Genomic DNA, 24,567 nt, shown 5'->3' with positions numbered 1-24,567 from the left:
AAGACCGCAACGCCATGCCGGCGCATTAACGCATTTTTATGGCAAGGCCGTCTGGAAGGCTGCAGCTGGAAAAGATCCCCCTCAGAGGGACCAGGGTGCGAATTCCGGAGCGTTGACGGCGATCAGTTCACGCTGGCCGGCGCGCGAACGCGGCGCGGTGGCTTCGACGACCTCATAGGCCGCCCGATCGCCGAGCAGCGCTTTCAGCGCATGGGCGTTCATCTTGTGGCCGCCGCGATAGGAACGGTAGCAGCCGATGAACTGCGCGCCGGCAAGCGCGAGGTCCCCCACGGCGTCGAGCGTCTTGTGGCGCACGAACTCGTCGCCGGCATAGCGCAGGCCCTCGACATTGACCACGGTGTTGTCGTCGGAGATGACGACGGAGTTTTCCAGCGACGAGCCGAGCGCGAAACCGGCCGCCCAGAGCTTCTCCACGTCGCGCATGAAGCCGAAGGTGCGGGCACGCGACAGCTCGTTGCGGAAGGTCGCCGGCGTCAGGTCGCCCTTCCAGGACTGGCGGCCGATCAGCGGGCAGTCGAAATCGATCTCGACCTCGAAGCGCGTGCCGTCATAGGGCGAGAACTCGGCCCAGGAGGCGCCGGCCTCGACGCGCACCGGCTTGACGATGCGGATATAGCGGCGCTTGACGGCGAGCGGGATGAGGCCGACCTGGTCGATGGCGTCGATGAACGGCGCGGAACTGCCGTCCATGATCGGCATCTCGGCGCCGTGCACCTCGATGAGGACATTGTCGAGGCCGAGCGCATAGAGCGCGGCCATGACATGCTCGACGGTGGCGATGGACGTCGCAAGGGAGAAGCCGAGGACGGTGCAGAGATCGGTGTTGCCGACCTGCGCGGAGACCGCGCGGTATTCGCTGACGGTGCCGTCACCGTGCAGGCGCTGGAAGACGATGCCGCTGTCGGCTTCGGCCGGGTTGAAAATGATCGACACGGCAGCGCCGGAATGGACGCCCGTGCCGGAAATGGTCACCGGGCTCGCAATCGTCGTCTGGAAACCGAGCATACCGATCGTCATGTGCATTCGCCTCGTCTTGCTGCCGGCTCATTTCTCGCCGGCACTCTGTCCTTCACGGGCTCGCGGGAGCCCCGGTCTTTCATTGGCCCAAGGAAACCCCTGGCCGGGCGCGCCGCGCCCACCGACAAGTCCGCCTCAGCGTCTGGAGTGATTTGATGCGCTCCGGCGTGATGCCGGCATCCGATCCCTGACTGGCCCCTGTGCCTAGGCTGAATGTAGTAGGTCCCTCAGGGCTACACAAATCACTGTTTCTTTCGCTTTGTTACGCTTTATTTGCGGGGCAAGCGCTTGAAATCAGACGCGAATCAAAAATGCCCGGACCAGGGTCCGGGCATTTCGAAAACGGGGTCCGAGGAAGGCCTCAGTTCGACTGGCGGCGCAGGAAGGCCGGGATTTCGAGCTGGTCGTCCTCGCCGAGCGAACGCGGCTGCGGATTGGCGCGGCCATGGTCGTCGAGCTGGCCGCGGCGCGGGGCATAGAGGCTGGCCTCGGCCGAGAGCGGGCGGCGCTGCTGCTGCGGCTGGGCGACCGGCTCCTGGGCGGCCTGCGGCTCCTCATGACGGCCGAGCGAAGAGGTCAGGCGCTTCAGGAGGCCCATCGGGCCCCGCTCCTCGCCGTGCGAGGCGACCGGCTGCTGGGCGGAGCGGTGATCGATCTCGGCCTGCACGACCGGCGGGAAGTCCTCGATCTTCGGCATGCGCATCGCCTGCGGCTCCTGGCGGATGATCGGAGCCGACGGCTCGACGCGCTGCTGCATGACCGGGGCCTGCTGCACGGGCTGCTGCTGGACCGGGCGCTGCACCGGCATTTCGGCCGGGGCCGTGAAGAGGCGGTTCTGCAGGCGCGGTTCTTCCTGGAGGGAAGCGGCCGGCTGCTGAACCGGAGCCGGGCGGCCCGCCGGAATGGCGAGTTCCCGCTCGAGGGTCTCTTCCGACACGCGGATGGCTTCGGCGATCGGATCGACGACCGGCTGCTGGACAACCGGCTGCTGCAGGACCGGCTGCTGAACCGGCTGCGGCTGGGGCGCGACGGCCTGGACCGGAACGGCGGCGGACGGACGGGTTACCGGCTTGCTGAGGTTGCGAAAGTCAGCATTCCGTGCAGCCACCTCCGAGGCCGCGCGGTCGATACCGGTTGCAACAACGGAAACGCGGATCAGGCCTTCGAGCTCTTCGTCGAAGGTAGCGCCGAGTATGATGTTTGCGTCCGGATCGACTTCCTCGCGGATACGGGTCGCGGCTTCGTCGACTTCGAAGAGGGTGAGGTCGCGGCCGCCGGTGATGGAGATCAGGAGGCCCTGCGCGCCCTTCATCGAGGTCTCGTCGAGCAGCGGGTTGGCGATCGCGGCTTCCGCGGCGGCCATTGCGCGGCCTTCGCCCGAAGCTTCGCCCGTGCCCATCATGGCGCGGCCCATCTCGCGCATCACCGAGCGGACGTCGGCGAAGTCGAGGTTGATGAGGCCTTCCTTCACCATCAGGTCGGTGATGCAGGCGACGCCCGAATAGAGCACCTGGTCGGCCATCGCGAAGGCGTCGGCAAAGGTGGTCTTGTCGTTGGCGATGCGGAAGAGGTTCTGGTTCGGGATGACGATCAGCGTGTCGACCGACTTCTGCAGCTCCTGGATGCCCTCTTCGGCAAGGCGCATGCGGCGGCCGCCTTCGAAGTGGAACGGCTTGGTGACGACGCCGACGGTCAGGATGCCCTTGTTGCGGGCGGCCTGGGCGACGACGGGAGCCGCGCCCGTGCCCGTGCCGCCGCCCATGCCGGCGGTGACGAAGCACATGTGGGTGCCGTTCAGGTGATCGATGATCTCGTCGATGCACTCTTCGGCGGCGGCGCGGCCGACTTCCGGCTGCGAGCCGGCGCCGAGGCCTTCGGTGACCTGGACGCCCATCTGGATGATGCGCGAAGCCTTGGTCATGGACAGCGCCTGGGCATCGGTGTTGGCGACGACGAAGTCGACGCCCTCCAGGCCCGCGGTGATCATGTTGTTGACGGCATTGCCGCCGCCGCCGCCGACGCCGAAGACGGTGATGCGGGGCTTCAGCTCGGTGATGTCCGGCTTCTGGAGTTTGATAGTCATTGCAGTGTTCCTTTCGTTTCCGGCCGCTTCGCCCAGCCGGTCTATTCCCAATAAGCGTTGTCGGTCTCTCCCGGCGGGGCCGCCGGGAAACCCGTCAGAAACTTTCCTTCAGCCACTGGCCCATGCGGGCGATGCGGCCGTTGCCACCCGTGAGCTGCGAGAGCATGCCGCCCTGCACAGCGTGTTCCTCCAGTTCCGCGACCTGCGGATAGATCATCAGGCCGACCGCCGTCGAAAAGGCCGGGCCCTTGGCCGCCGTCGGCAGGCCGGACACGCCGAGCGGGCGGCCGATGCGGACATTGCGCGCAAGGATGCGGCGTGCGGCTTCCGGCAGGCCGGTGAGCTGGCTGGCGCCGCCCGTCAGCACGATCCGCTTTCCGACGATCGGCGAGAAGCCGGAGCGCTGGATGCGGTCGCGGATGAGTTCGAGCGTCTCGTCGATGCGGGCCCTGACGATGCGCGACAGCAGTGCGCGCGGCACATGGGTCGGCTGGTCGCGGTCGTCGTCGCCGATCGACGGAACGGTGACGATATCGCGATCGTCGCCGGCGTTCGGCAGCGCCGAGCCGTGCACGACCTTCAGCCGTTCGGCGTCCTCGATGCGGGTCGACAGACCGCGGGCAAGGTCCGTGGTGACATGGTGGCCGCCGAGCGAGACGGCATCGGAATGCACCAGCTTACCTTCGGCAAAGACCGAGATCGTCGTCGTGCCGCCGCCCATGTCGATACAGGCGCAACCGAGTTCGACCTCGTCGTCGACGAGGGCGGAAAGGCCGCTCGCATAGGGCGTCGCGACCATGCCTTCGACGGAGAGGTGGGCACGGTTGATGCACAGTTCGAGGTTCTTCAGCGCGGCGCGTTCGGCGGTCAGCACATGCATGTCGACGCCGAGCACGTCGCCGAACATGGAGAGCGGATCGCGGATGCCGCGCTCGCCGTCGAGCGAAAAGCCCGTCGGCAGCGAATGGAGGATGGCGCGGTCCTGGCGCAGCGACTGCTGGCCGGCGACGGCGAGCACCTTGCGCAGGTCGTTGGCGTCCACTTCCTGGCCGCCGAGATCGATGGTGGCGGTGTAGACGTCGCTCTGCAGGCGGCCGGCCGAGACGTTGACGATCAGGCTCTCGATGGTGAGGCCGGCCATGCGCTCGGCCGCATCGACCGCGAGGCGCACGACGCTTTCGGCCGCGTCGAGATCGGTGATGACGCCGTTCTTCACGCCGCGGGATTTCTGGTGGCCGATACCGATCACCTCGACATTGTGCGTGCGGCCGGGAAGGATCTCGCTCTCGGCGCGCGGCGTCAGCCGGCCGATCATGCAGACGACCTTGGTGGAGCCGATGTCGAGGACCGAAACGACATGCGTCCGCTTGGAGGAAAGCGGCTTCAAGCGCGGCAGGCCGAAATGGGACGAACCGAAAATGCTCATGTGCGCTTCGCTGCCTTCTTCAGATCCTTCGTCCTCTGCTCGACCGCCGCATTGCGGCGTTCCAGCGCCCCTTCCGTCAAACGGACCGTCGTGCGGTCTTCCAGCCGAAGATCGACGGCCGCGATGTCCCGCTCCAGGATCTCCTGCTCGGCCTGCAGCCTCGCCAGCGTGTCCATGGCGCGCGGCACGTCGTGCTCCGGCAGCTTGACGACGATGCCGTTGTCGAGGCGCAAGTCCCAGCGGCGGCCGGCGACCCGGATATAGGCCTTCACCCGCGCCTTGATCTCCGGCCAACTGTCGAACTCGTCGGCAAAGCCGGCGGCGGCGGTCTCCGCGTCGCGGCCGACGAACAGCGGCAGCGTGGAGAACTTGTTGTCGCGCAGCGGCGCGATCACGCTGCCGTTCTTCTCGATCAGCGAGAGGTCGGTGCCGTGCTGCCAGATGCCGAAGGCTTCCCGCTCCTTGAGCGCGATCTCGATCGTGCCCGGATACACCTTGCGCACGGAGGCGTCCTCGACCCAGGGCAGTCCGGTCAACTGCTTGCGGGCTTCCTTGACGTCGAGGGCGACCAGCGAGGTCGTGCCGTCGAGGCCGAGACGCTCGAGAATGTCGATTTCCGAGGTCTCGCGGTTGCCCGAGACCCTCACGTCCTCGATGGCGAAGCCGATCGCCGTCGTCGAGGCTTGCGCGACGTCCTGCGAATGGCCGCCGAGCGACATGCCGTAGAGGCCCGTCGCGCCGATGAACAGCGCGGTCGCGACGTTGCCGGTGTGGCGCGGAATATGGATGCGGCCGGCCGCAAGGCTGATCAAGAACCGGACGATCCGGCGCAGCGGGCGCGGCAGGACGCGGCCGGCTTCCGCTTCCGAAAACCCTTCGGGACGCACCCTGCTCTTCTTGACGCTCAACGCAAGCACGACGCGTCCTCCACCATCCACCGCAAGAATTCACCAAAGGAGTGGCCGGCATGAACGGCCATTTCGGGCACCAGCGAGGTCGGGGTCATGCCGGGCTGGGTGTTGATCTCCAGCCAGACAAGCTCGCCGTTTTCGGAGAACCGGTCGTCGTAACGGAAGTCGGAACGGCTGACGCCACGGCACCCGATCGCTTGATGCGCCTTGAGGGAGAGTGTTTGTACTTTTTGGTAAATATTCGGTGAAATCTGCGCCGGGATGACGTGTTTCGAGCCGCCTTTCACATATTTGGAATCATAGTCGTAGAAGGTGTGACCCTGCGGCACCACTTCCGTCACGCCCAGCGCCACGCCGCCCATGACGCCGCAGGTGAGTTCCCGGCCGTGGATGTAGCGCTCGACCATGACGCTGTCGCCATAGCGCCATTCCGAGGAGGCGATGATCTGCGGGGGATGCGACTGGTCTTCCTTGACCATGACGACGCCGAAGGACGAGCCCTCGCGCACGGGCTTGACCACATAGGGCGGCTTCATCGGGTGCGAGGAGGTGAAATCGAAGCGGTTCATCAGCCGCTGCTCGGCGACCGGGATGCCGGCGGCCTTGGCGACGATCTTCGCCTGCGCCTTGTCCATGGCAAGGGCGGAGGCGAGCACGCCGGAATGGGTATAGGGGATTTCGAGATATTCGAGGATGCCCTGGATGGTGCCGTCCTCGCCGAAGGGGCCGTGCAGGGCATTGAACGCGACGTCCGGCTTCAGGTCCGCCAGCACGCTGGCCACGTCATGGCCGGCATCGACGCGCGTGATCCTGTAGCCCTCGGCCTCGAGCGCATCCGCGCAGGCGTTGCCCGACGAAAGGCTCACCGGCCGTTCCGACGAAAAACCACCCATCAGCATCGCGACATGCTTTACGCTCATAGAACCCTCGACTGAATTCCACACATTGCCCCTCGCCCCTTGCGCGGACCTGATTTGCCCTGGCGATCCGACTCGGGGAGCGAGTTGGGATCACTAGAGCGCCATTAAGGTTAATGAAGCGTTTACTTTCGTTAACTTGCGCCGCCGGGCTGCTGATTTTCCTCACCCCGAATCAAGTCACGCTTCGACTCTCTCTTTGGAATCAGAGAGTTGCGGGCCGCGCAAGAGGCGAAACGGCCCGTGCCGCATCAGGACAAAGAAAAAGGGCCCCGCCAAGGCGGAGCCCTCCATACCTGCTGACGGCCGGCCGGTCAGTCGCTTTCGCCGACGACCTTCCAGATCGTGGCGCCGATCGCGGCGCCGAGAATCGGGGCAAGCCAGAACAGCCAGAGCTGCGACAGCGCAGCCGTATCGGCAAACAGCGCGACGCCGGTCGAGCGGGCCGGGTTCACCGAGGTGTTGGTGACGGGGATCGACACGAGATGGATCAGCGTCAGGCCGAGGCCGATGGCGATCGGCGCGAAACCCACCGGCGCCCGGCCATGGGTCGAGCCGAGGATGATGATGAGGAAGAACGCCGTCAGCACCACTTCGGCCACGAGCGCCGCCGTCAGCGAATAGCCGCCGGGAGAAAGGTCGCCATAGCCGTTCGAGGCGAAGCCGCCCGCCTGGAAGCCAGCCTTGCCGGAGGCGATGAGGTAGAGCACGAAGGCGGCGGCGATCGCACCCGCGACCTGCGCCGCGATATAGGGCACGAGGCTCGCGGCCGGGAATTTTCCGGCAACCGTCAGGCCGACGGAAACGGCCGGGTTGAAATGCCCGCCGGAAATGCCGCCGACCGTATAGGCCATGGTCAGCACCGTGAGGCCGAAGGCGAAGGAGACTCCGAGCAAGCCGATGCCGACCTCCGGAAAGGCGGCGGTCAGCACGGCGCTGCCGCAGCCGCCGAAGACGAGCCAGAACGTGCCGAGGAATTCGGCGGAGATTTTCTTGAACATGCGTGCCCCTCTCGTAAAAACCCCGCTGGAGCGAGGCTTGGTCGCGCAAACATTGCGCGATCAGGCATAGAATTCGCTAAACGTCTCTGAATGGAATCTGAATGGAATCTGAATGAAGAATCAAGTCTGCGCACTTTCTAATCAAGCACACAAATTCCCATTCGGAAAAGCGGAAATATCCGGCCCGGCGCCGAGCGTCGGGGCGAGCCAGAACAGCCAGAGGCGCGACGTAAACACAGTTTCGTTTCGATGAACTTGCCTGTGGGGGAGCGGGAGTTTCTCACCCCCCCCCAGCAAGAGTTTTGCGGATCAGGCCGTCGCGCGGCCGAGGAATTCCTTGACCTCGTAGCCCGGCATGAAATTGCCGAGGCGCTTGATCTCCCAATGCAGCATGATGCCCGAATGCTCCAGCACGCGGCTGCGCACGGTCTCGCCGAGATATTCCAGCTCGTAGCCGGTGGCCTGGCCCGTGTTGATCATGAAGTTGCAGTGCATCGGCGACATCTGCGCGCCGCCGATCATCATGCCGCGGCAGCCCGCCTCGTCGATCAGCTTCCAGGCCGAATGCCCTTCCGGGTTCTTGAAGGTCGAGCCGCCGGTCTTCTCCCGGATCGGCTGCACGGTCTCGCGGTGCTGGCGCACGGCGTCCATTTCCGCGCGGATATCGGCCTTGTCGCCGGCCGTGCCCTCGAAGATGGCATGGGTGAAGATCAGGTCGGCCGGCGCGGCCGAATGGCGGTAGGCATAGCCCATGTCGGCATGGGACAGCACATGCGGATTGCCCTTGCGGTCGATCGCATGAACCTCCACGACGAGGTCCTTGGTCTCGCCGCCGTTGGCGCCGGCATTCATGCGCAGCGCGCCGCCGATGGAGCCCGGAATGCCGTAGTAGAACTCGAAGCCGGCAATGCCGTGATCGAGTGCCATGGCGGCGATGTTCTTGTCCGGGCAGATCGCGCCGGCCTTGATGCGGTTCTCGCCGACCAGCTCGACGTCGCCGAAACCCTTGGCCGAAAGGCGGATGACGACGCCCGGAATGCCGCCGTCGCGCACCAGGAGGTTCGAGCCGACGCCGGTCACGGTGACCGGCATGTCCTCGGGCACGAGCTTCAGGAAGGTGGCGAGGTCCTCGGCGTCGTGCGGATGGAACATCAGCTCGGCAAGGCCGCCGGCGCGGAACCAGGTGACGCGGTCCATCGGCGCATCGGGCGTCAGGCGACCGCGGACCTCCTTGATCCCCTCGCCCAACGACGCCAGAAGTTTCGCACCATCCACCTGCTTCATGCCACCTGCCCCGAAATGCCTGCCAAGTCCTTCGGCAGCGCCTGCGCCCAATGCGTGATACTGCCAGCCCCCAAGAGAACCACAAAGTCACCGGGCTTTGCAATGCCGGCGACGAGAGGCGCCAGGGCTTCCGGCGAGGCGAGGAAGCGCGCGTCGCGGTGGCCGGCGGACTTGATGCGGGAGACCAGCTCCTCCGCCGAGACGCCTTCGAGCGGATCCTCGCCCGCCGCATAGATCGGCGCGATCATCACCGTGTCGGCATCGTTGAAGCAGCCGGCGAACTCCTCGAAGAGGCTCGCGACGCGGCTGTAGCGGTGCGGCTGGTGAACCGCGATGACGCGGCCCGCACAGGCCTCGCGCGCCGCGCGCAGCACGGCCTTGATCTCGACCGGATGGTGGCCGTAGTCGTCATAGACGTTGACGCCGTTCCAGCCGCCGGTCAGCGTGAAGCGACGCTTGACGCCGCCGAAGCCGGCAAGGCCCCGGGCGATCGCTTCCGGCGTGATGCCGAGGCGCTGGGCGACGGCGATGGCCGCGGTCGCGTTGGAAACGTTGTGGCGGCCCGGCATCGGCAGGCGCAGGTCCTTCAGCGCGATGACCTGGCCGGTGCGGCGGCGGCGGATCTCCACGTCGAAGACGGAGGTCGCGCCGTCCATGCGGATATTGCCGAATCGCACGTCGGCCTGCGGGTTCTCGCCATAGGTGATGACCTTGCGGTCCTCGATGCGGCTGACCATGGCCTGCACCTCGGGATGATCGAGGCACATGACGCCGAAGCCGTAGAACGGCACGTTCTCGACGAACTGGCGGAAGGCCGCGCGCACGGCGTCGAAATTGCCGTAATGGTCGAGATGCTCGGGGTCGATATTGGTGACGATGGCGACATCCGCCGGCAGCTTCAGGAAGGTGCCGTCCGATTCGTCCGCCTCCACCACCATCCACTCGCCCTCGCCCATGCGGGCGTTCGTGCCGTAGGCGTTGATGATGCCGCCGTTGATGACGGTCGGGTCGAGGCCGCCGGCTTCCAGCAGCGTGGCGACCATCGAGGTCGTCGTCGTCTTGCCGTGCGTGCCGCCGATGGCGATCGCGTTGCGGAAGCGCATCAGCTCGGCGAGCATTTCCGCCCGGCGCACGACCGGCAGCAGCTTTTCACGCGCCGCGACGAGTTCTGGATTGTTCTTCTTGATGGCGGTGGAGACGACGACCACCTCGGCCTCGCCGAGGTTTTCCGCCCTGTGGCCGACGAAGACCTCGATGCCCTTGTCGCGCAGGCGCTGCACATTGGCGCTGTCGGCCTGGTCGGAGCCCTGCACCTTGTGGCCGAGATTGTGCAGCACCTCCGCGATGCCGCTCATGCCGATGCCGCCGATGCCGATGAAATGAACGAGCCCTATGCTCTGCGGCATCTTCATGGCCGTTCTCCCTTGAATTGCGCAATCGTCCTGCCGCCCGCAATAGCCTCAACCATCGAGGCGAGCAAGCGCGCGGCGTCCGGTTTGCCCGCCTTTCTGGCGTTCGCGGCCATGTCCGTCATGCGGGTCGGATCGTGCATCGCCTTGGAAACGATGCCCGCCAGGCGCTCCGTCGAAAGTTCTCCCTGGGCGATCACCTTCGCCCCGCCGCCGGAAGCGAGCGCCGCGGCATTGGCCGCCTGGTCGTGATCAAGCGCATAGGGATAGGGCACGAGGATGGCGGGACGGCCGATGACCGAGACTTCCGACACCGTCGAGGCGCCGGAGCGGCTGATGACGAGATGCGCGTTGCCGATGCGCGCGGCCATGTCGGTGAAGAAGGGCGAGACGTCGGCCGGAATGCCGAGTTCCGAATAGGTGCGCACCACCTCGTCGCGGTCTTCCGGCCGCGCCTGCTGGGTGATCCTGAGCCGCGCCCGATCCGCCGGCTCCATGGCCGCGATCGCCGAGGGGATGGCCTTGGAGAAGAACTGTGCGCCCTGGCTGCCGCCGAAGACGACGAGGCGGAACTCGCCGTCCGTCGAGGCCTGGTAGGGGATCGTCGCGGCCTCCAGCACGGCGGGGCGGACCGGATTGCCCGTCGTCACCGTCTTGTCGGCATAGGAACCGCCCGTCTCCGGCAGGAAGCCGCCGGCAATGGCTTTCACGCGGCTCGCCAGCGCCTTGTTGGCGCGGCCCATAACGGCGTTCTGCTCGTGGATCATCGAGGGGATGCCCATGCCCGTCGCGGCAAGAAGCGGCGGCACGGTGGGATAGCCGCCGAAGCCGACGACCACCTTCGGCCTGAGCCGCGCCATCAGCCTGCGCGCGACGCGAATACCCTTCCACAGCGTCAGGAGCGATTTCACGACGCTGACCGGGTTCTTCGAACCGATCGTCGCCGAGGGGACGACGTGGATCTCGTCGGCCGGGAACTTTCCGGCGAAACGCTCGGCGCGGCTGTCGGTGACGAGATGCACCGACCAGCCGCCGGCCTTCAGCTCATGGGCCAGCGCCTCCGCGGGAAAGAGATGGCCGCCGGTGCCCCCGGCGGCGAGAAGAACGATGCCTTTGCTCATGGAGTGCATGCCTTGTGCGTTGCGGAGGCATTACCCCCCTCTGCCCTGCCGGGCATCTCCCCCTCAAGGGGGGTATCTCCCGCTTGCGCCATCGCGCCCGTCACTCCGCCGGAGTCATGATGCCGCCGCGGAAGAGGCTGCGCTCGGAGGCGCGCTTTTCCGGGCGGTGGCGGGTCAGGGCCAGGACGAAGCCGGCCGTCACGCAGATGGCGATCATCGACGAGCCGCCATAGGAGATCAGCGGCAGCGTCATGCCCTTGGCAGGCAGAAGTTCGAGGTTCACGCCGATATTGATCATCGACTGCGTGCCGATCTGCAGCACGAGGCCGGCGACGGCGAAGCGCGTGAAATCGTTGCGCTCCTTGAAGGCATGGTTGAGGCCGCGCATCACCACGAAGGCGAAGATCAGGACGATGACCATGCAGAACAGGATGCCGAACTCCTCCGCCGCGACGGAGAAGATGAAGTCGGTGTGGCTGTCGGGGATGATGCGCTTGACGGTGCCCTCGCCCGGCCCCTGGCCGAACCAGTCGCCGCGGATGATGGCCTCCCGCGCCGTGTCCATCTGGAACGTGTCGCCCTCGCCGGTCAGGAACTTGTCGATACGGCCCGCGACGTGCGGCAGGAACGTGTAGGCCGTCAGAAGGCCGCCGACGGCCGCGCCCCCGAGCACGATGATCCACAGCCACGGCATGCCGGCCATGAAGAACATGCCGCCCCAGACGGCTGCCGTCAGGATGGTCTGGCCAAGGTCCGGCTGGGCGACGAGCAGCGCGGCGACGATGCCGAAGAGGATGATGGCGAAGAGGTTGCCGGGGATTTCCGGCTGGCGCGCATGCTCGGCGAAGAGCCAGGCGCAGATGACGACGAAGGCCGGCTTCATGAATTCCGAGGGCTGGAGGGAGAAGTTGCCGATCGAGATCCAGCGCCGCGAACCCTTGACCTCGACGCCGAAGAACAGCGCCAGCACCATGGCGGCAAGCGAGACGACGAGAAGGATCATCGCCGCCCGGCGCACCTGGCGCGGCGACAGGAAGGAGATGCCGAACATGATGGCGATGGCCGGCAGCAGGAACACGGCATGGCGCTTGACGAAGTGGAAGCTGTCGAGCCCCAGGCGCTCGGCAACCGGCGGGCTTGCCGCGAAGGACAGCATGAAACCGAGCCCCATCAACAGGATGAAGGCCGCCAGGAAGAACCGGTCTATCGTCCAGAACCAGTCCGCCAATGCACCACGTTCGGCACGACTAACCATGTCTCGTTCCTCTGTTTCTGGCAGTTCAGAAAACGCCCGCCGCCGCACGCGTCACCGGAATTCCGCCCGTTCAAACCTCGACCAGCATGGACACGTCCGGCAGTGCGGAAACGTGTCTCACGAAGGCATCGCCTCTGACTTCAAAGTTCTTGTACTGGTCGAAGCTTGCGCAAGCCGGGGAAAGCAGAACGGCGACGGGGCCGTTTCCATCCTTTTCGGCATCCGCCGCCGCGTCCCGGACCGCCCGCTCCAGCGTGCCCGACAGGTCGAAAGGCACGGCCGCGCCGAGCGTCGCGGCGAATTCGGGCGCCGCCTCGCCGATGAGATAGGCCTTGGCGATCTTCGGGAAGAAGGCGGCGAGCGACGAAATCCCGCCCTCCTTCGGCACGCCGCCGGCGATCCAGTAGATGCGCTCGAAGCTCGACAGGGCGGGTGCTGCCGCATCGGCATTCGTCGCCTTGGAATCGTTGACGAACAGCGTCCCGCCCTTGCGACCGACCGGCTGCATGCGGTGCTTCAGCCCCGGGAAGGAGGCAAGGCCAGCGCGGATCTCGTCCTCGCCAAGGCCGACCGCAAGGCAGGCCGCGACGGCGGCGGCGGCGTTCTGCGCATTGTGCGCGCCGCGCAGGGTCTGAATCGGCGAAAGGTCCGCTATCACGCGGGTCGCCCCGCTTTGCGCCAGGACGAGCCGCGCGCCGTCGGCATAGATGCCGTCTGCCAGCACATGGCGCTTGGAGATGCGCACGACCCTGGTGCCGGCCCGTTCGATACGGTCGGCGATCATCGTGCAATGACTGTCGTCGACGCCGACGATGGCTGTCCGGCTGGCGGCGACGAGGCGTTCCTTGACGTCGGCATAGTGCTGCATCGAGCCGTGGCGGTCGAGATGGTCCGGCGTCAGGTTGATGAGGATGCCGGCGGACGGGTCCAGCGTCGGCGCCAGGTCGATCTGGTAGGAGGAGCACTCGACCACGTAGAAGCGCCCGGCCTTCGGCGGATCGAGCGTCAGCACCGCGGTGCCGATATTGCCGCCGAGCTGGGTGTCGCGCCCGCTCGATTTCAGGATATGGGCGATCATCGCCGTCGTGGTCGACTTGCCGTTCGTGCCGGTGATGGCGACGAAGGGGCAATCGGGCGCATGCGCCCGGCGCTCGCGCGCGAAAAGCTCGACGTCGCCGATGATCTCGACGCCTGCGGCGCGGGCAAGCTCCGCGCTCCAGTGGGGTTTGGGATGGGTGAGCGGCACGCCGGGCGAAAGCACCAGCGCGTCCACGGCCTTCCAGTCGAGCGTGCGCAGGTCGCCCGTCCGGATGCCGGCGGAGGACGCGTTCTCGACGCTCGCCGCGCTGTCGTCCCAGGCGATGACGTCTGCGCCGCCCGCGGCAAGCGTCAGCGCCGTCGCAAGGCCGGAGCCGCCGAGCCCGAAGAGCGCGACCGTCTTTCCCTTGAAGGTGGTGACGGGGATCATGGCCTCTTCACCGCAGCTTGAGCGTGGAAAGGCCGACCAGCGCCAGCACGACGGCGATGATCCAGAAGCGCACGACGACCTGGCTTTCCGTCCAGCCCTTCTTCTCGAAATGGTGATGGATCGGCGCCATCAGGAAGACGCGCTTGCCCGTCAGCTTGAAGGAGGCGACCTGGATGATGACCGACAGCGTCTCCATGACGAAGAGGCCGCCGATGATGGCCATGACGATCTCGTGCTTGGTGGCGACAGCGACGGTGCCGATGAGGCCGCCGAGCGCCAGCGAACCGGTGTCGCCCATGAAGATGGCGGCCGGCGGCGCGTTGAACCACAGGAAGCCAAGGCCCGCGCCGATGACCGCGCCGAGCACGACGGCAAGCTCGCCCGTACCGGGCACGAAATGGATCTGCAGGTAGTTCGCGAAGACCGCGTTGCCGGCGAGATAGGCGATGACGCCGAAGGAGGCGGCGGAGATCATCACCGGGACCGTGGCAAGGCCGTCGAGACCATCCGTCAGGTTCACCGCATTGCCGGCCGCCACAATGACGAAGCCGCCGAACAGCACGAAGAAGAGGCCGAGGTTGATCATGAAGTCCTTGGCGAAGGGGAAGGCGATGGACGAGCCGAAGGTCGAACCGGCGGCGCCCGTCGCGAGCGAGGCCCGCATCATGAAATAGGTCGCCGCGCCCGCGATGATGAATTCGAGGCCGAGGCGGGCTTTCCCCGAAAAGCCCTTGTCGGTCTGTTTCGTCACCTTGAGGTAGTCGTCGTAGAAGCCGATCGCGCCGAAGCCGAGGGTGACGAGCAGCGTGGCGACCACGTAGACGTTGGACAGGTCGGCCCAGAGCAGCGCGCTGCCGACGATGCCGGCGAGGATCATCAGGCCGCCCATGGTGGGCGTGCCGGCCTTCTTGAAGTGCGTCTGCGGCCCGTCGGCGCGGATCGGCTGGCCCTTGCCCTGACGGATGCGCAGGGAGGCGATGATCATCGGTCCGAAGAGGAAGACGATGGTGGCCGAGGTGAACAGCGCAGCGCCCGTCCGGAAGGTAATGTAGCGGAACAGGTTGAACACCTGCACGGTGTCAGCCAGTTCGACGAGCCAAAGCAGCATTGTCACCCTTTCCCCAAAAGGTTCCCCAAGTCATCCACGGCGTGACCGACCGCAGACGGAGATGTCGATTCCATAAAAAAGAAGGCCCGGCGGGCGTCTGCCCGGCCGAACCTCCCTCAAAGCTCGCGTTCCCTCTCGAAGAACGCCGGATATTTGTCAAGCAGGGCCGCCACGATACGGCTGAATCCCGTGCCTTTCGACGATTTCACGACCAGAACGTCGCCCGGGCGCACCGCATCGAGCGCGTGGGCGGCAAGCGCATCCGCCGTGTCGCGATATTCGGTCGAAACGCCCTCCGGCAGCACATCCCGCAACGCCGCCATGTCCGGCCCGCCGAGCCAGACGTCGCCGATGCCCGCTTCGAGAAGCGGTTCGGCAAGGCCGGCATGGACGAGAGGCGAATGCTCGCCCATTTCCAGCATGTCGCCGAGCACGGCGATGCGCCGGCCCCGGCCGTGCGGTTCGGCATCGCGCAGGAGCGCGATCGCCGCGCGCATCGAGGCCGGGTTGGCGTTGTAGCTCTCGTCGATCAGCGTGAACCAGCCGCCGTCCTTGGCGAGCCGGTAGCGCCGGCCCCGGCCCTTCTCGGCCTGCATGGCGGCAAGCCCGGCCATCGCCTTCTCGATATCGCCGCCGGCAAGGTGCACCGCACCGAGCACGGCGACCGCGTTTTCGGCGATGTGCCGGCCGGGCGCGCCCATCGGCACTTCCAGCGTCTGGCCGCCGACCGCCGCGCGCAACAGCCCGCCCTCGGCGCTCGGCATGAAATCGAGCAGGCGGAACTCCGCCTCGGGATCGGCGCCGAAACCGTGGATATGCGAGACGCCCGCCGCCTTTGCCGCCTTTTCCAGGAAGGCGAACTGCTCGTTGTCGCGGTTGAGAAGGACATGGCCGCCCGGCACAACGCCCTCGAAGATCTCCGCCTTCGCCGCGGCGATCTCTTCCAGATCGCGGAAATTGCCCAGATGGGCCGGCGCGATCGTCGTGACCATCGCCACATGCGGGCGCACCATGGCGACCAGCGGGCGGATCTCGCCCGGATGGTTCATGCCGATCTCGAAGACGCCGTAGTCGGTGGTCTCGGGCATGCGGGCGAGCGTCAGCGGCACGCCCCAATGGTTGTTGAAGGAGGCGACGGAGGCATGCACGCTGCCGGAGGGGCCGAGCGCCTGACGCAGCATCTCCTTCGTCGTCGTCTTGCCGACGGAGCCGGTGACGGCGATGATGCGGGCGGCCGTGCGGTCGCGCGCCGCGCAGCCGAGGTCGACGAGCGCCTGGAGCACGTCCTGCACCACGATCATCGGCGTGACGAGCCGGCCCAGCGCCGGCAGCTTGCCCTCGCTGACGACGAGCAGCGCCGCGCCGTTGGCGACCGCGAAGCTCGCGAAATCATGGCCGTCGACGCGGTCGCCCTTGATGGCGAAGAAGGCTTCGCCCGGCGCGATGTTGCGGCTGTCGATGGAAATGCCGGTGACGCCCTGCGGCAGGTTGCCGATGGGACGGCCGTGCAGCGCGGCGACGAGGTCAGGCGTGGTCCAGAGCCATTTCACCGGTCGAGCTCCTCCAGAGCCTTCAGCAATTCCGCATGGTCGGAGAACGGCAGCGTCACGGTGCCGACGGTCTGCCCCTCCTCGTGCCCCTTGCCGGCGACGATCAGCGTATCGCCGGGCTGCAGCATGCGGACGGCGCTGCGGATCGCCTCGGCGCGGTCGCCGATCTCGGTCGCGCCCTTCGCCGCGGCCATGATCTCCGCGCGGATGACGTCGGGCACTTCCGAGCGCGGATTGTCGTCGGTGACGACCACCACGTCGGCAAGGCGCGTGGCGATCTCGCCCATGATCGGCCGCTTGCCCTTGTCGCGGTCGCCGCCGCAGCCGAAGACCACGATGACGCGGCCCGTCGTGAAGGGGCGCACGGAGGTCAAGACGTTCTCCAAGGCATCCGGCTTGTGGGCATAGTCGACATAGGCGAGCGCGCCGTTCTTCGCATGGCCCACCAGTTCGAGGCGGCCGGAGGCGCCGATCAGCTTTTCGAGCGCGGCCATGGCGGTTGCGGCGGGAACGCCGGTCGACATGGCAAGGCCGGCGGCCACGAGCGCGTTCGCCACCTGGAAATCGCCGGCGAGCGGAATGTGCACCTCATAGATATCGTCGCCGACATGGATCTCGGCGGTCTGCTTGTGGCGGAAATGCTCGACGCGCTTCAAGGCGAGATAATCGCCCTTGCGGCCGACCGTGCGCACGTCGAGCCCGGCCTTCCGCGCCGCCTCGATCGCCGCGGCCGACCATGCGTCGTCGGCATAGACGACGGCGGGCGCGCCCCTGGCGAGCAGCGTGTCGAACAGGCGCATCTTGGAGGCCATGTAGTGCTCGACCGTCGGATGGTAATCCATATGGTCGCGGCCGAGATTGGTGAAGGCGGCGGCGGAAAGCCTGACGCCGTCGAGCCGCGCCTGGTCGAGGCCGTGGCTGGAGGCCTCCATCGCGGCATGGGTGACGCCGGCATCGGCAAGCTCGGCGAGCAATTCGTGCAGCGACACCGGATCGGGCGTCGTCAGCGAGCCGTAGTCGTTGCGGCCGGGCGCGACGACGCCGGTCGTGCCGATCATCGCGGCCGCATGGCCGGCATGGGCCCAGATCTGGCGGGTGAAGGAGGCGACGGAGGTCTTTCCGGCCGTGCCCGTGACGGCGACCATGGTCTGCGGCTGGCGGCCGTAGAACCTGGCGGCGGCAAGCGCGAGGAAGCGGCGCGGCTCGGCGACGGGAATGACCGGGACGGCGGCCTTCGCCATGCTGCCGGCGGCAACGGCGATGGCGGCGGCACCGCGGGCGACCGCATCGGCGATGAAGGCGCTGCCGTCGGCCTTCGAGCCGGAGAGCGCGACGAAGAGATCGCCCGGCTTGACCTTCCGGCTGTCGCTGGCGATGCCGGCGATGTCTATACCGGCTGCGGCGGAAAGGTCGTTGGTTTCGGGTCCGGCAAGGTCACTGATCTTCATTGTCCGCTCTGTTGCTTTCCAGTGGAAGCCGTATCGGTTCGAATCGGCGTCCTGTCTTCTCCATTCAATAAGACACAAGCAAGGCAGACCCGTCCTCGCCGAATTTCGGCTTCACACCGAGAAGAGCGGCCGAGCGGCGGATGATCTCGCCGACCATCGGCGCGGCGTTGAGGCCCGCGGTGCGGCCGCCGCCCTCGCCCGTCTGCGGCGCGTCGATGAAGGTGAGCACGACATATTTCGGATCGTCGATCGGGAAGGCGGAGAGGAAGGCGTTGAAGTTCTGGGTGTTGGAATAGCGGCCGTTGACGACCTTGTTGGCCGTACCCGTCTTGCCGCCGACATTGAAGCCGGGAACGAGCGCGCGGCGGCCCGAACCGTCGTTCGCGTTGAGCTTGAAGAGGTAGCGCATCTTGTCGCCGGTCTCCGGCTTGATGACGACCCTGGCCACCTCGTTCGCCTCCTCCGCCGTGCGCGGCAGGAAGGTCGGGTTGATCAGCAGGCCGCCGTTCATCAGCGCCGCCGCGGCCACCGCCGTCTGCAGCGGCGTCGTGGAGACGCCGTGGCCGAAGGAAATGGTGATCGAGTTGATCTTCTTCCATTCGCGCGGCTGCGTCGGGGTCTTCACCTCCGGCAGTTCCGTGTCGAGCCGCGTCAGGAGGCCGAGCCGCGTCAAAAACTCCTTGTGGCCGGCGATGCCGACGACGTCGGCCATCTTGGCCGTGCCGATATTGGAGGAATACTGGAAGATCTCCGGCACGGTCAGCACGCGGTGCTTGCCGTGGAAATCCTTGATGGTGAAGCCGCCGATGCGGATCGGCGCACGGGCGTCGAAACTGTCGGTGATCTTCACCTTGCCCGAATCGAGCGCCATCGCCGTCGTGAAGCTCTTGAAGGTTGAGCCCATCTCGAACGTGCCGTTCGACATGCGGTTCAGCCAGCCGTCCTTGGCGCCCTCGGCCGGATTGTTGGGATCGTAGTCCGGCACGGAAGCCATGGCGAGGATCTCGCCGGTATGCACGTCCATCACGACGGCGCCGGCCGCGAGCGCCTTGTACTTCTCCATGCCCGTCGCGACGACCTCGCGCACGATGGCCTGGACGCGCAGGTCGATGGACAGGCGCACCGGCTCCAGCTTGGCGTCGCTCGTCATGCCGATGGCGGCAAGGTCGGCAAGGCCCTGGCTGTCGATGTAACGCTCCATGCCGGCGATGCCGCGGTTGTCGATGTTGACATGGCCGACGATGTGCGAGGCGGTGACGCCGCCCGGATAGAAGCGGCGCTTTTCCGGCCGGAAGCCGACGCCGGGAATGCCGAGCGCCAGGATGCGGCTCTGCTGCTTGGGCGTCAGCTGGCGCTTCAGCCACTGGAAACGGGATTTCGAGGTGAGCTTGCGGTAGATGCCGCGCCGGTCGAGGTCCGGCATGACGGTCGCCAGCATTTCCACCGCCTCGTCCGCATCGACGATCTTGTGCGGCTCGGCATAGAGCGAGACGGTGCGGATGTCGGTGGCGAGGATCTCGCCGTTGCGGTCGACGATGTCGGGGCGCGAGGCCATCAGGTGGTCGGCCGGGCCGATCGAGGACACGGTCTCGGGCGAGGCCATGCCGTACTGCACGAGGCGGCCGCCGATGACGGCATAGACCATGCCGAAGCAGCAGATGATGACGGCGACGCGGCTGCGGGCCTGCGAGCCGGAGCGCTTGCGCGTGCCCTCGAAGGCGTGGCCGCCGTTGCCGCCGGCGCGGTTGTTGTTGCCGCCGGCGTTGAAATGCGCCTTGCTCTTCAGGTCCATGATGCGGGAGAGAAACGACATCAGTTGGCCACCGATCCGGTTTGGATTTTGTCCATGTCCCCGGCCTTCTTCTTGTTCTTGGCGATCTTCTCGTCCTTCTCCGGCGCCAGCGCCGGCAGCTCGGCCGTCGCCATGGGCAGTTCGTTCGGCTGGGCGAGCTGGGTCGATTCGGTCGGCACGAGCTTCAGGTCGGCCTCGAAGGTCGTCACCAGGCGGTTCAGGCGGTTCGGCTGTGTGAGCAGCGCCCAGTCGGCCTTCAGGAGGTCGATCGTGTCCTCCTCCAGCTTGATCTCGGCATCGAGCTTGCGCACCGTTTCCTGCTTGTTCTCGGCCTGGTGCTTGATCGAATAGGTGACGGTGGCTGCCGCGGTCATGACAGCGATCATCACGACATCAAGGGTACGAAACATCACTCAGCTTCCCATCTTCTCAAGGCCGGCAAGGTTGGGCAGGTTGAAAATGGACAGATCATCCGTCCCGGCGGGGGCGCCCGTGCGCTCGCCCGCCCTCAGCTTCGCGGATCGGGCGCGCGGGTTGACCGCACTCTCCTCGTCGCTGGCCGCCACCATAGGCCGCCCGACTGGTGCGAAGGTTGCGGCCCGGTCGTGGACTTCCGGCAGATGCCGGGAGCCCGACGCCTTGCCGGCGCGATCCTGGAAGAATTTCTTGACGATGCGGTCTTCCAGCGAATGGAAGGAGACGACGACGAGGCGCCCGCCCGGCTTCAATGCGCGCTCGGCGGAAAACAGGGCTTCGGCGAGTTCGCCGAGTTCGTCGTTGACGAAGACGCGCAGCGCCTGGAAGACGCGCGTCGCCGGGTGTATCTTGTCCTTGGCCTTGCGCGGCGTCGTCAGCTCGATGAGGTTGGCGAGCTGGCGCGTCGTGGTGAAGGGCTCCTTCTCGCGCGCCTTCTCGATGGCGCGGGCGATGCGGCCGGCCTGCTTCTCCTCGCCGAGGAAGCCGAAGATGCGGATGAGGTCGGAGACCTTGGCGCGGTTGACGACGTCGGCGGCCGACACGCCGGATGCGGACATGCGCATGTCGAGCGGGCCGTTCTTCTGGAACGAAAAGCCGCGCTCGGCCTCGTCGATCTGCATGGAGGAAACGCCGATATCGAGCACGACGCCGTCGAGCCCGCCCGCGGGCGCATGTTCCGCAAGCTCGGAAAAGCGCGAATGGATGAGGGTCAGCCGGCCGCCGGACGCCTCGACAAGCGCCTTGCCGCCGGCAATGGCGTTGGGATCGCGGTCGAGCGCGATGACGTCTGCCCCCGCATCGAGGATCGCGGACGTGTAGCCGCCGGCGCCGAACGTGCCGTCAAGGATGACCTGGCCGGGCTTGGGCGAGAGCGCCGCGAGGACCTCGGAGAGAAGAACCGGAATGTGACGGACCGGTCCGTCATCGGCATCAGAAAAACCTCCGCCAAGATCCGCCGCCATTCCGATTCTCCGTCTTACCCCGAGCCCAGACCTCGCGTCCTGAACTCTTCCCGGGCGGCCGCCTGCGTGGCTAAGAATGTCTGCGGCGCCCAGAGCTGAAAATGATCCGCCCGACCGACAAAGGTCACCTCCGCGGCGATGCCCGTATAGTCCCGGATGAAATCCGTGACCGGCAGGCGCCCCTCCGAATCGAGCTTCATGAAGACCCCGCCCCCGTGGACCAGGAGCGACATCCGGTTGGCTTGCGGCGAAAGAACATCCTCGCTGGCGATCTGGCGCTCGAAACGATCGAGCAAATCCAGCCCACCGACGCTGATCGCCGGAAACATGAAATCCTGGAAGCAGTACAGCTCCCGGATGTCGCGCTGCGACAGGACGGAGCGAAAGGCCGACGGAACGGAAACCCGTCCCTTGGCATCGATCCTGTTTGTCGCATTCGACAGGAACCGGTTCATGACGCGATACAGCCGCTTCCCGAGCCATGGCGCTGTGCATCCGCCCCGGCTCACCCAACACAACACCGCACACGCAAGCCAGCCCGGATGCGGCGCCCAAGCGCCGCGCCGTCCCCAGCCGGTTAGCCTCAAAGCTTTGCGATGATCGGACGCTCATGCGTCCTCGTGCGATGTGAGTTTGGGATATCATGGGACCATATGGGCGTCAATGGGAAGTGACCTCGTTCCCCGTGATGAGACCGTCAAATGTTTATAAGGCGTTAAGTTTAACAAATGGTTAGGAAAGCCCTGCCAACGCCTTGTATTTGCACGGCGCGCGAAGGGCGGCGCGCACGGTTGCAGGCGCCGCAAGGCATGCGCGAACCCCAAGGATTTCAGCGCATTAGCACATCTTAAAAAAACATTCCGCGGAAGGAGATTTTTGCCAGTTGGCCTGTAAGCCGGGTTCTGTATGGCTCCGGCTTTCGCCGGAACGTGGCAGCCATTCATCTGGGACCGGACTTGCGCCCGGCCTCTTGCAACCCACCCGGATGACCGGCCCGGAAACGGGCTGGGCCGCTTGCGCGACCCGCGTCATCCCTATTCGGTTTTGCTCCCGGTGGGGTTTACCGTGCCGACCATGTCGCCATGGCCGCGGTGGGCTCTTACCCCACCCTTTCACCCTTACCTTCCGAGGAAGGCGGTTTGCTTTCTGTGGCACTTTCCCTGGGGTCGCCCCCGCCGGACGTTATCCGGCACCGTGTTTCCGTGGAGCCCGGACTTTCCTCCCCCTGCGGCCTTTCGACCCTTGCAAGGCGCGGCTGCCCAGCCAACTGGCAGGCGCTGACTAGCCGATAGCGAGAGGAAAGACCAGTGCCTTAGCGGAAATGAACGGCGAAATCCGTCGTGTAGTCCGGTTCGTCCAGCTTTCCGCGAATCACCAGGTCCGCGCCGATGCGGCCGATCTCGTCGGAACTCTTCGCCGCCGCCCCGTTGCCGCCGGTCAGGAGCGCGATACGATCACCCTCCACGAAGCCGGCATAGGGATAGCCGTGCACCGTATAGGTCGTGACGCAGGGCGCCGAGACAAGACGCACCGGATCGAGATCGGGAATGGACCGCGCAAGCAGGCGCTTCAGGTGCACGATCGCCTCCGGCCGCCCCTCGCCGCGGAACCAGTCGAAAATCGCCTGCTCCTCCTCGATCGCGACCTCCGTCGGGTCGCCGCCGATCTTGAGATAGGAATGGCCGTCCGGATAGACGATCGGCGGCAGGAAGTAGAAATGGTCGGCCGGGTCGGCACTCTCGTCGATCCAGGACGGCATGGCGCGATAAGCCTCGGCCTGCTCGGGCGAAAGCTGCGCCAGCACCACGGTGCGCGCCTTGACGACGAGCGCCGGCACCTTGGGCAACAGCCCCGGCGCGCGGGAGAAGCCGCCGGTCGCCACCAGCACGCGCCCGCCGGTGACCGCCCCGCCCGACTTCAGCGCCACCGTGGCGCGGTCGCCGGCATCCGTCACCGAAAGGGCATCGTCGAGGATGGAAACGCCGCCGGCCTTTTCCAGGCAGGCGACCTGCGCGGCGACGAGCTTGCGCGGGTCGATATAGCCGGCTCCCCTCGCCTCGAACACGCCGGCCGCGTTTTCCGGCAGGGCGAACCAGGGGAACCGCGCCCTGAGCGCCGCCCGGTCGAAGAGCGGCGCCTCCAGCGCATTACGCTGCGCCACCGCCTGCACGGCACCGAGGACGTCGCCGCCAGCGGGGCCGCTGATCAGGCAGCCCGTCTCGCCGTAGAAGTCGATGCCGCTCTCGGCCTCGATGGCGCGGTAGCGGGCGATCGACCGCCTGGCGAGCAGCGCCCAGTCGGGATCCGGGTCGATGGTGCGGGTGATGCGGCCGCTGTCGTAGTGGCTGGCGAAGACGCCGTCGTGCTTCTGCCAGTCGGCCGGTTCTCCCCGTCCGACGAGCGCCACTGAGGCGCCCGTTGCGGCGAGGTGGCGCGCCGCCGCCGCCCCCATCATGCCCCTGCCCACGACGACGAAATCGAAATGTCGATCCATGCCCTACCCTCGCTTTTCACCGATGGCATAGCATGGCCGCGGGCCGATTCCAGCCCGCGAAACGCTGCGGCAGTCAGTCGATGATGCTCTGCACCTTGCCGCAATAGCGCTTGGAGACCGGGTTCATGCGCTTGGCGCCGTGGCCGGCATTGTAGCGCAGGATCGTGCCGCAGGTCGTGCCGCCGGAAAGGTCGTGGGCCACGGCGAGATACTTCATGCCGAACTTGATGTTGGTCTCGGGATCGTAGAGGCCCTTGGCGCTGCCGCGATAGCCCATCATGCGGGCCGTCGTCGGCTTGATCTGCATCAGGCCGATCTCGCCGGCGCTGCCGCGGGCCCGCGGGTTGAAGTTGCTCTCGACGCGCACCACCGCATGGGCAAGGTCGACCGGCACGCCATAGGCCCGGGCATAGGTCTGGATCAGGCCGGAATAGCCGGCCGTCTTGCGCTCCGCCGAAAGCGGGTTCTCCGCCTTGGGATAGCCGGTCGTGCTCTTGTAGGTCTTCAGCTTGCCGACGACCACGCCGTCCTTGTCGATGACGGTCTTGCGCTTGTTGCTGCGCTTGCCGGAAACCTTGCGCGGCTTTTCCTTACCGGCGGCCTCCTGTTTCTCGGAGGTCTGGAACAGATACTGTTTCTTGGCCGGCCCCCGGGAGGGTTCGGCATATGCCGTGGCGGCGGAAAGAACGGACACACAAAAGCAGGCCGCGCTGAAGGCGGCAAGAAGTCTTCTCATCTAGTCATCGTCTCCAAAAGGCGCAAAGGCACAGCCTCGGCGCGCGGCATCTCAAGCCGCGCAGCCCGCGCAAACGTCTCGATCCTC

20 protein-coding genes and 1 other RNA gene are annotated in these 24,567 nt (G+C 66.4%); all 21 read right to left on the bottom strand.

Annotated features, from left to right (window positions below; translation table 11 throughout):
• Positions 1-81 precede the first annotated feature (81 nt).
• The 21 genes from lpxC to AB3G45_RS13215 all read right to left on the bottom strand — a co-directional run bounded on the left by lpxC (position 82) and on the right by AB3G45_RS13215 (position 24,480).
• Positions 82-1,038, bottom strand: a complete 957-nt coding sequence (gene lpxC / locus AB3G45_RS13315) for a UDP-3-O-acyl-N-acetylglucosamine deacetylase (RefSeq protein WP_367831018.1) — start codon at positions 1,036-1,038, stop codon at positions 82-84.
• A gap of 361 nt (positions 1,039-1,399) precedes the next feature.
• Positions 1,400-3,121, bottom strand: a complete 1,722-nt coding sequence (gene ftsZ, locus AB3G45_RS13310; RefSeq protein WP_367831017.1) for a cell division protein FtsZ — start codon at positions 3,119-3,121, stop codon at positions 1,400-1,402.
• A 94-nt stretch (positions 3,122-3,215) separates the two neighbouring features.
• Positions 3,216-4,547: a cell division protein FtsA gene (gene ftsA, locus AB3G45_RS13305; protein WP_367831016.1), complete on the bottom strand. Its 1,332-nt coding sequence runs from the start codon at positions 4,545-4,547 to the stop codon at positions 3,216-3,218.
• A complete protein-coding gene (locus AB3G45_RS13300) occupies positions 4,544-5,464 on the bottom strand; it encodes a cell division protein FtsQ/DivIB (RefSeq protein WP_367831015.1) in 921 nt (306 codons plus the stop codon). Before AB3G45_RS13300 ends, ftsA begins: the two co-directional genes overlap by 4 nt.
• Positions 5,452-6,378, bottom strand: a complete 927-nt coding sequence (locus AB3G45_RS13295) for a D-alanine--D-alanine ligase (RefSeq protein ID WP_367831014.1) — start codon at positions 6,376-6,378, stop codon at positions 5,452-5,454. The genes AB3G45_RS13300 and AB3G45_RS13295 overlap by 13 nt, the downstream gene beginning before the upstream one ends.
• Positions 6,379-6,689: 311 nt before the next feature.
• On the bottom strand, positions 6,690-7,376 hold the full coding sequence (gene aqpZ, locus AB3G45_RS13290) for an aquaporin Z (protein WP_367831013.1): 687 nt from the start codon (positions 7,374-7,376) through the stop codon (positions 6,690-6,692).
• A 309-nt stretch (positions 7,377-7,685) separates the two neighbouring features.
• Positions 7,686-8,660, bottom strand: a complete 975-nt coding sequence (murB, locus tag AB3G45_RS13285) for a UDP-N-acetylmuramate dehydrogenase (RefSeq protein WP_367831012.1) — start codon at positions 8,658-8,660, stop codon at positions 7,686-7,688.
• On the bottom strand, positions 8,657-10,072 hold the full coding sequence (murC, locus tag AB3G45_RS13280; RefSeq protein WP_367831011.1) for a UDP-N-acetylmuramate--L-alanine ligase: 1,416 nt from the start codon (positions 10,070-10,072) through the stop codon (positions 8,657-8,659). The genes murB and murC overlap by 4 nt, the downstream gene beginning before the upstream one ends.
• Positions 10,069-11,190, bottom strand: a complete 1,122-nt coding sequence (gene murG / locus AB3G45_RS13275; protein WP_367831010.1) for an undecaprenyldiphospho-muramoylpentapeptide beta-N-acetylglucosaminyltransferase — start codon at positions 11,188-11,190, stop codon at positions 10,069-10,071. The genes murC and murG overlap by 4 nt, the downstream gene beginning before the upstream one ends.
• Before the next feature lie 100 nt (positions 11,191-11,290).
• The gene (ftsW, locus tag AB3G45_RS13270; RefSeq protein WP_367831009.1) at positions 11,291-12,445 is read right to left on the bottom strand and encodes a putative lipid II flippase FtsW; all 1,155 of its coding nucleotides are present in this window, start codon (positions 12,443-12,445) and stop codon (positions 11,291-11,293) included.
• A 70-nt stretch (positions 12,446-12,515) separates the two neighbouring features.
• Entirely contained in the window at positions 12,516-13,913 is a 1,398-nt protein-coding gene (murD, locus tag AB3G45_RS13265; RefSeq protein WP_367831008.1) for a UDP-N-acetylmuramoyl-L-alanine--D-glutamate ligase, read from the bottom strand.
• 7 nt (positions 13,914-13,920) lie between these two features.
• Positions 13,921-15,021 (bottom strand): phospho-N-acetylmuramoyl-pentapeptide-transferase, encoded by a 1,101-nt coding sequence (gene mraY, locus AB3G45_RS13260; protein WP_367831007.1) that lies wholly within the window; start codon positions 15,019-15,021, stop codon positions 13,921-13,923.
• Positions 15,022-15,137: 116 nt separating this feature from the next.
• A complete protein-coding gene (locus tag AB3G45_RS13255) occupies positions 15,138-16,571 on the bottom strand; it encodes a UDP-N-acetylmuramoylalanyl-D-glutamyl-2,6-diaminopimelate--D-alanyl-D-alanine ligase (RefSeq protein ID WP_367831006.1) in 1,434 nt (477 codons plus the stop codon).
• The gene (locus AB3G45_RS13250) at positions 16,568-18,019 is read right to left on the bottom strand and encodes a UDP-N-acetylmuramoyl-L-alanyl-D-glutamate--2,6-diaminopimelate ligase (RefSeq protein WP_367831005.1); all 1,452 of its coding nucleotides are present in this window, start codon (positions 18,017-18,019) and stop codon (positions 16,568-16,570) included. The genes AB3G45_RS13255 and AB3G45_RS13250 overlap by 4 nt, the downstream gene beginning before the upstream one ends.
• Before the next feature lie 64 nt (positions 18,020-18,083).
• Positions 18,084-19,832, bottom strand: coding sequence for a peptidoglycan D,D-transpeptidase FtsI family protein (locus AB3G45_RS13245; RefSeq protein ID WP_367831004.1), 1,749 nt, complete (start codon positions 19,830-19,832; stop codon positions 18,084-18,086).
• Entirely contained in the window at positions 19,832-20,221 is a 390-nt protein-coding gene (locus AB3G45_RS13240; RefSeq protein ID WP_367831003.1) for a hypothetical protein, read from the bottom strand. Before AB3G45_RS13240 ends, AB3G45_RS13245 begins: the two co-directional genes overlap by 1 nt.
• 3 nt (positions 20,222-20,224) lie before the next feature.
• Positions 20,225-21,250 carry a 16S rRNA (cytosine(1402)-N(4))-methyltransferase RsmH gene (gene rsmH, locus AB3G45_RS13235; RefSeq protein WP_367831002.1) on the bottom strand — a complete coding sequence of 342 codons (1,026 nt, stop codon included), beginning with the start codon at positions 21,248-21,250 and terminating at the stop codon, positions 20,225-20,227.
• Between the two features lie 14 nt (positions 21,251-21,264).
• A complete protein-coding gene (gene mraZ, locus AB3G45_RS13230; RefSeq protein ID WP_367831001.1) occupies positions 21,265-21,705 on the bottom strand; it encodes a division/cell wall cluster transcriptional repressor MraZ in 441 nt (146 codons plus the stop codon).
• 420 nt (positions 21,706-22,125) lie between these two features.
• Positions 22,126-22,521, bottom strand: an RNA gene (gene rnpB, locus AB3G45_RS13225) — RNase P RNA component class A.
• 41 nt (positions 22,522-22,562) lie between these two features.
• Positions 22,563-23,744: an NAD(P)/FAD-dependent oxidoreductase gene (locus tag AB3G45_RS13220; RefSeq protein WP_367831000.1), complete on the bottom strand. Its 1,182-nt coding sequence runs from the start codon at positions 23,742-23,744 to the stop codon at positions 22,563-22,565.
• Positions 23,745-23,817: 73 nt separating this feature from the next.
• Positions 23,818-24,480 carry a lytic transglycosylase domain-containing protein gene (locus tag AB3G45_RS13215; protein WP_367830999.1) on the bottom strand — a complete coding sequence of 221 codons (663 nt, stop codon included), beginning with the start codon at positions 24,478-24,480 and terminating at the stop codon, positions 23,818-23,820.
• Between the last annotated feature and the right edge of the window lie 87 nt (positions 24,481-24,567).

The organism is Shinella sp. S4-D37, from assembly GCF_040812195.1.
Taxonomy (GTDB): domain Bacteria; phylum Pseudomonadota; class Alphaproteobacteria; order Rhizobiales; family Rhizobiaceae; genus Shinella.
This window is presented reverse-complemented; position numbering and strand designations above follow the sequence as displayed.

Bases quoted from the DNA above. Each gene is read 5' to 3' on its own strand.
- lpxC (WP_367831018.1), bottom strand. From the start codon at position 1,038: ATGACGATCGGTATGCTCGGTTTCCAGACGACGATTGCGAGCCCGGTG.
- ftsZ (WP_367831017.1), bottom strand. From the start codon at position 3,121: ATGACTATCAAACTCCAGAAGCCGGACATCACCGAGCTGAAGCCCCGC.
- ftsA (WP_367831016.1), bottom strand. From the start codon at position 4,547: ATGAGCATTTTCGGTTCGTCCCATTTCGGCCTGCCGCGCTTGAAGCCG.
- AB3G45_RS13295 (WP_367831014.1), bottom strand. From the start codon at position 6,378: ATGAGCGTAAAGCATGTCGCGATGCTGATGGGTGGTTTTTCGTCGGAA.
- aqpZ (WP_367831013.1), bottom strand. From the start codon at position 7,376: ATGTTCAAGAAAATCTCCGCCGAATTCCTCGGCACGTTCTGGCTCGTC.
- murB (WP_367831012.1), bottom strand. From the start codon at position 8,660: ATGAAGCAGGTGGATGGTGCGAAACTTCTGGCGTCGTTGGGCGAGGGG.
- murC (WP_367831011.1), bottom strand. From the start codon at position 10,072: ATGAAGATGCCGCAGAGCATAGGGCTCGTTCATTTCATCGGCATCGGC.
- murG (WP_367831010.1), bottom strand. From the start codon at position 11,190: ATGAGCAAAGGCATCGTTCTTCTCGCCGCCGGGGGCACCGGCGGCCAT.
- ftsW (WP_367831009.1), bottom strand. From the start codon at position 12,445: ATGGTTAGTCGTGCCGAACGTGGTGCATTGGCGGACTGGTTCTGGACG.
- murD (WP_367831008.1), bottom strand. From the start codon at position 13,913: ATGATCCCCGTCACCACCTTCAAGGGAAAGACGGTCGCGCTCTTCGGG.
- mraY (WP_367831007.1), bottom strand. From the start codon at position 15,021: ATGCTGCTTTGGCTCGTCGAACTGGCTGACACCGTGCAGGTGTTCAAC.
- AB3G45_RS13250 (WP_367831005.1), bottom strand. From the start codon at position 18,019: ATGAAGATCAGTGACCTTGCCGGACCCGAAACCAACGACCTTTCCGCC.
- AB3G45_RS13245 (WP_367831004.1), bottom strand. From the start codon at position 19,832: ATGTCGTTTCTCTCCCGCATCATGGACCTGAAGAGCAAGGCGCATTTC.
- AB3G45_RS13240 (WP_367831003.1), bottom strand. From the start codon at position 20,221: ATGTTTCGTACCCTTGATGTCGTGATGATCGCTGTCATGACCGCGGCA.
- rsmH (WP_367831002.1), bottom strand. From the start codon at position 21,250: ATGGCGGCGGATCTTGGCGGAGGTTTTTCTGATGCCGATGACGGACCG.
- mraZ (WP_367831001.1), bottom strand. From the start codon at position 21,705: ATGAACCGGTTCCTGTCGAATGCGACAAACAGGATCGATGCCAAGGGA.
- AB3G45_RS13220 (WP_367831000.1), bottom strand. From the start codon at position 23,744: ATGGATCGACATTTCGATTTCGTCGTCGTGGGCAGGGGCATGATGGGG.
- AB3G45_RS13215 (WP_367830999.1), bottom strand. From the start codon at position 24,480: ATGAGAAGACTTCTTGCCGCCTTCAGCGCGGCCTGCTTTTGTGTGTCC.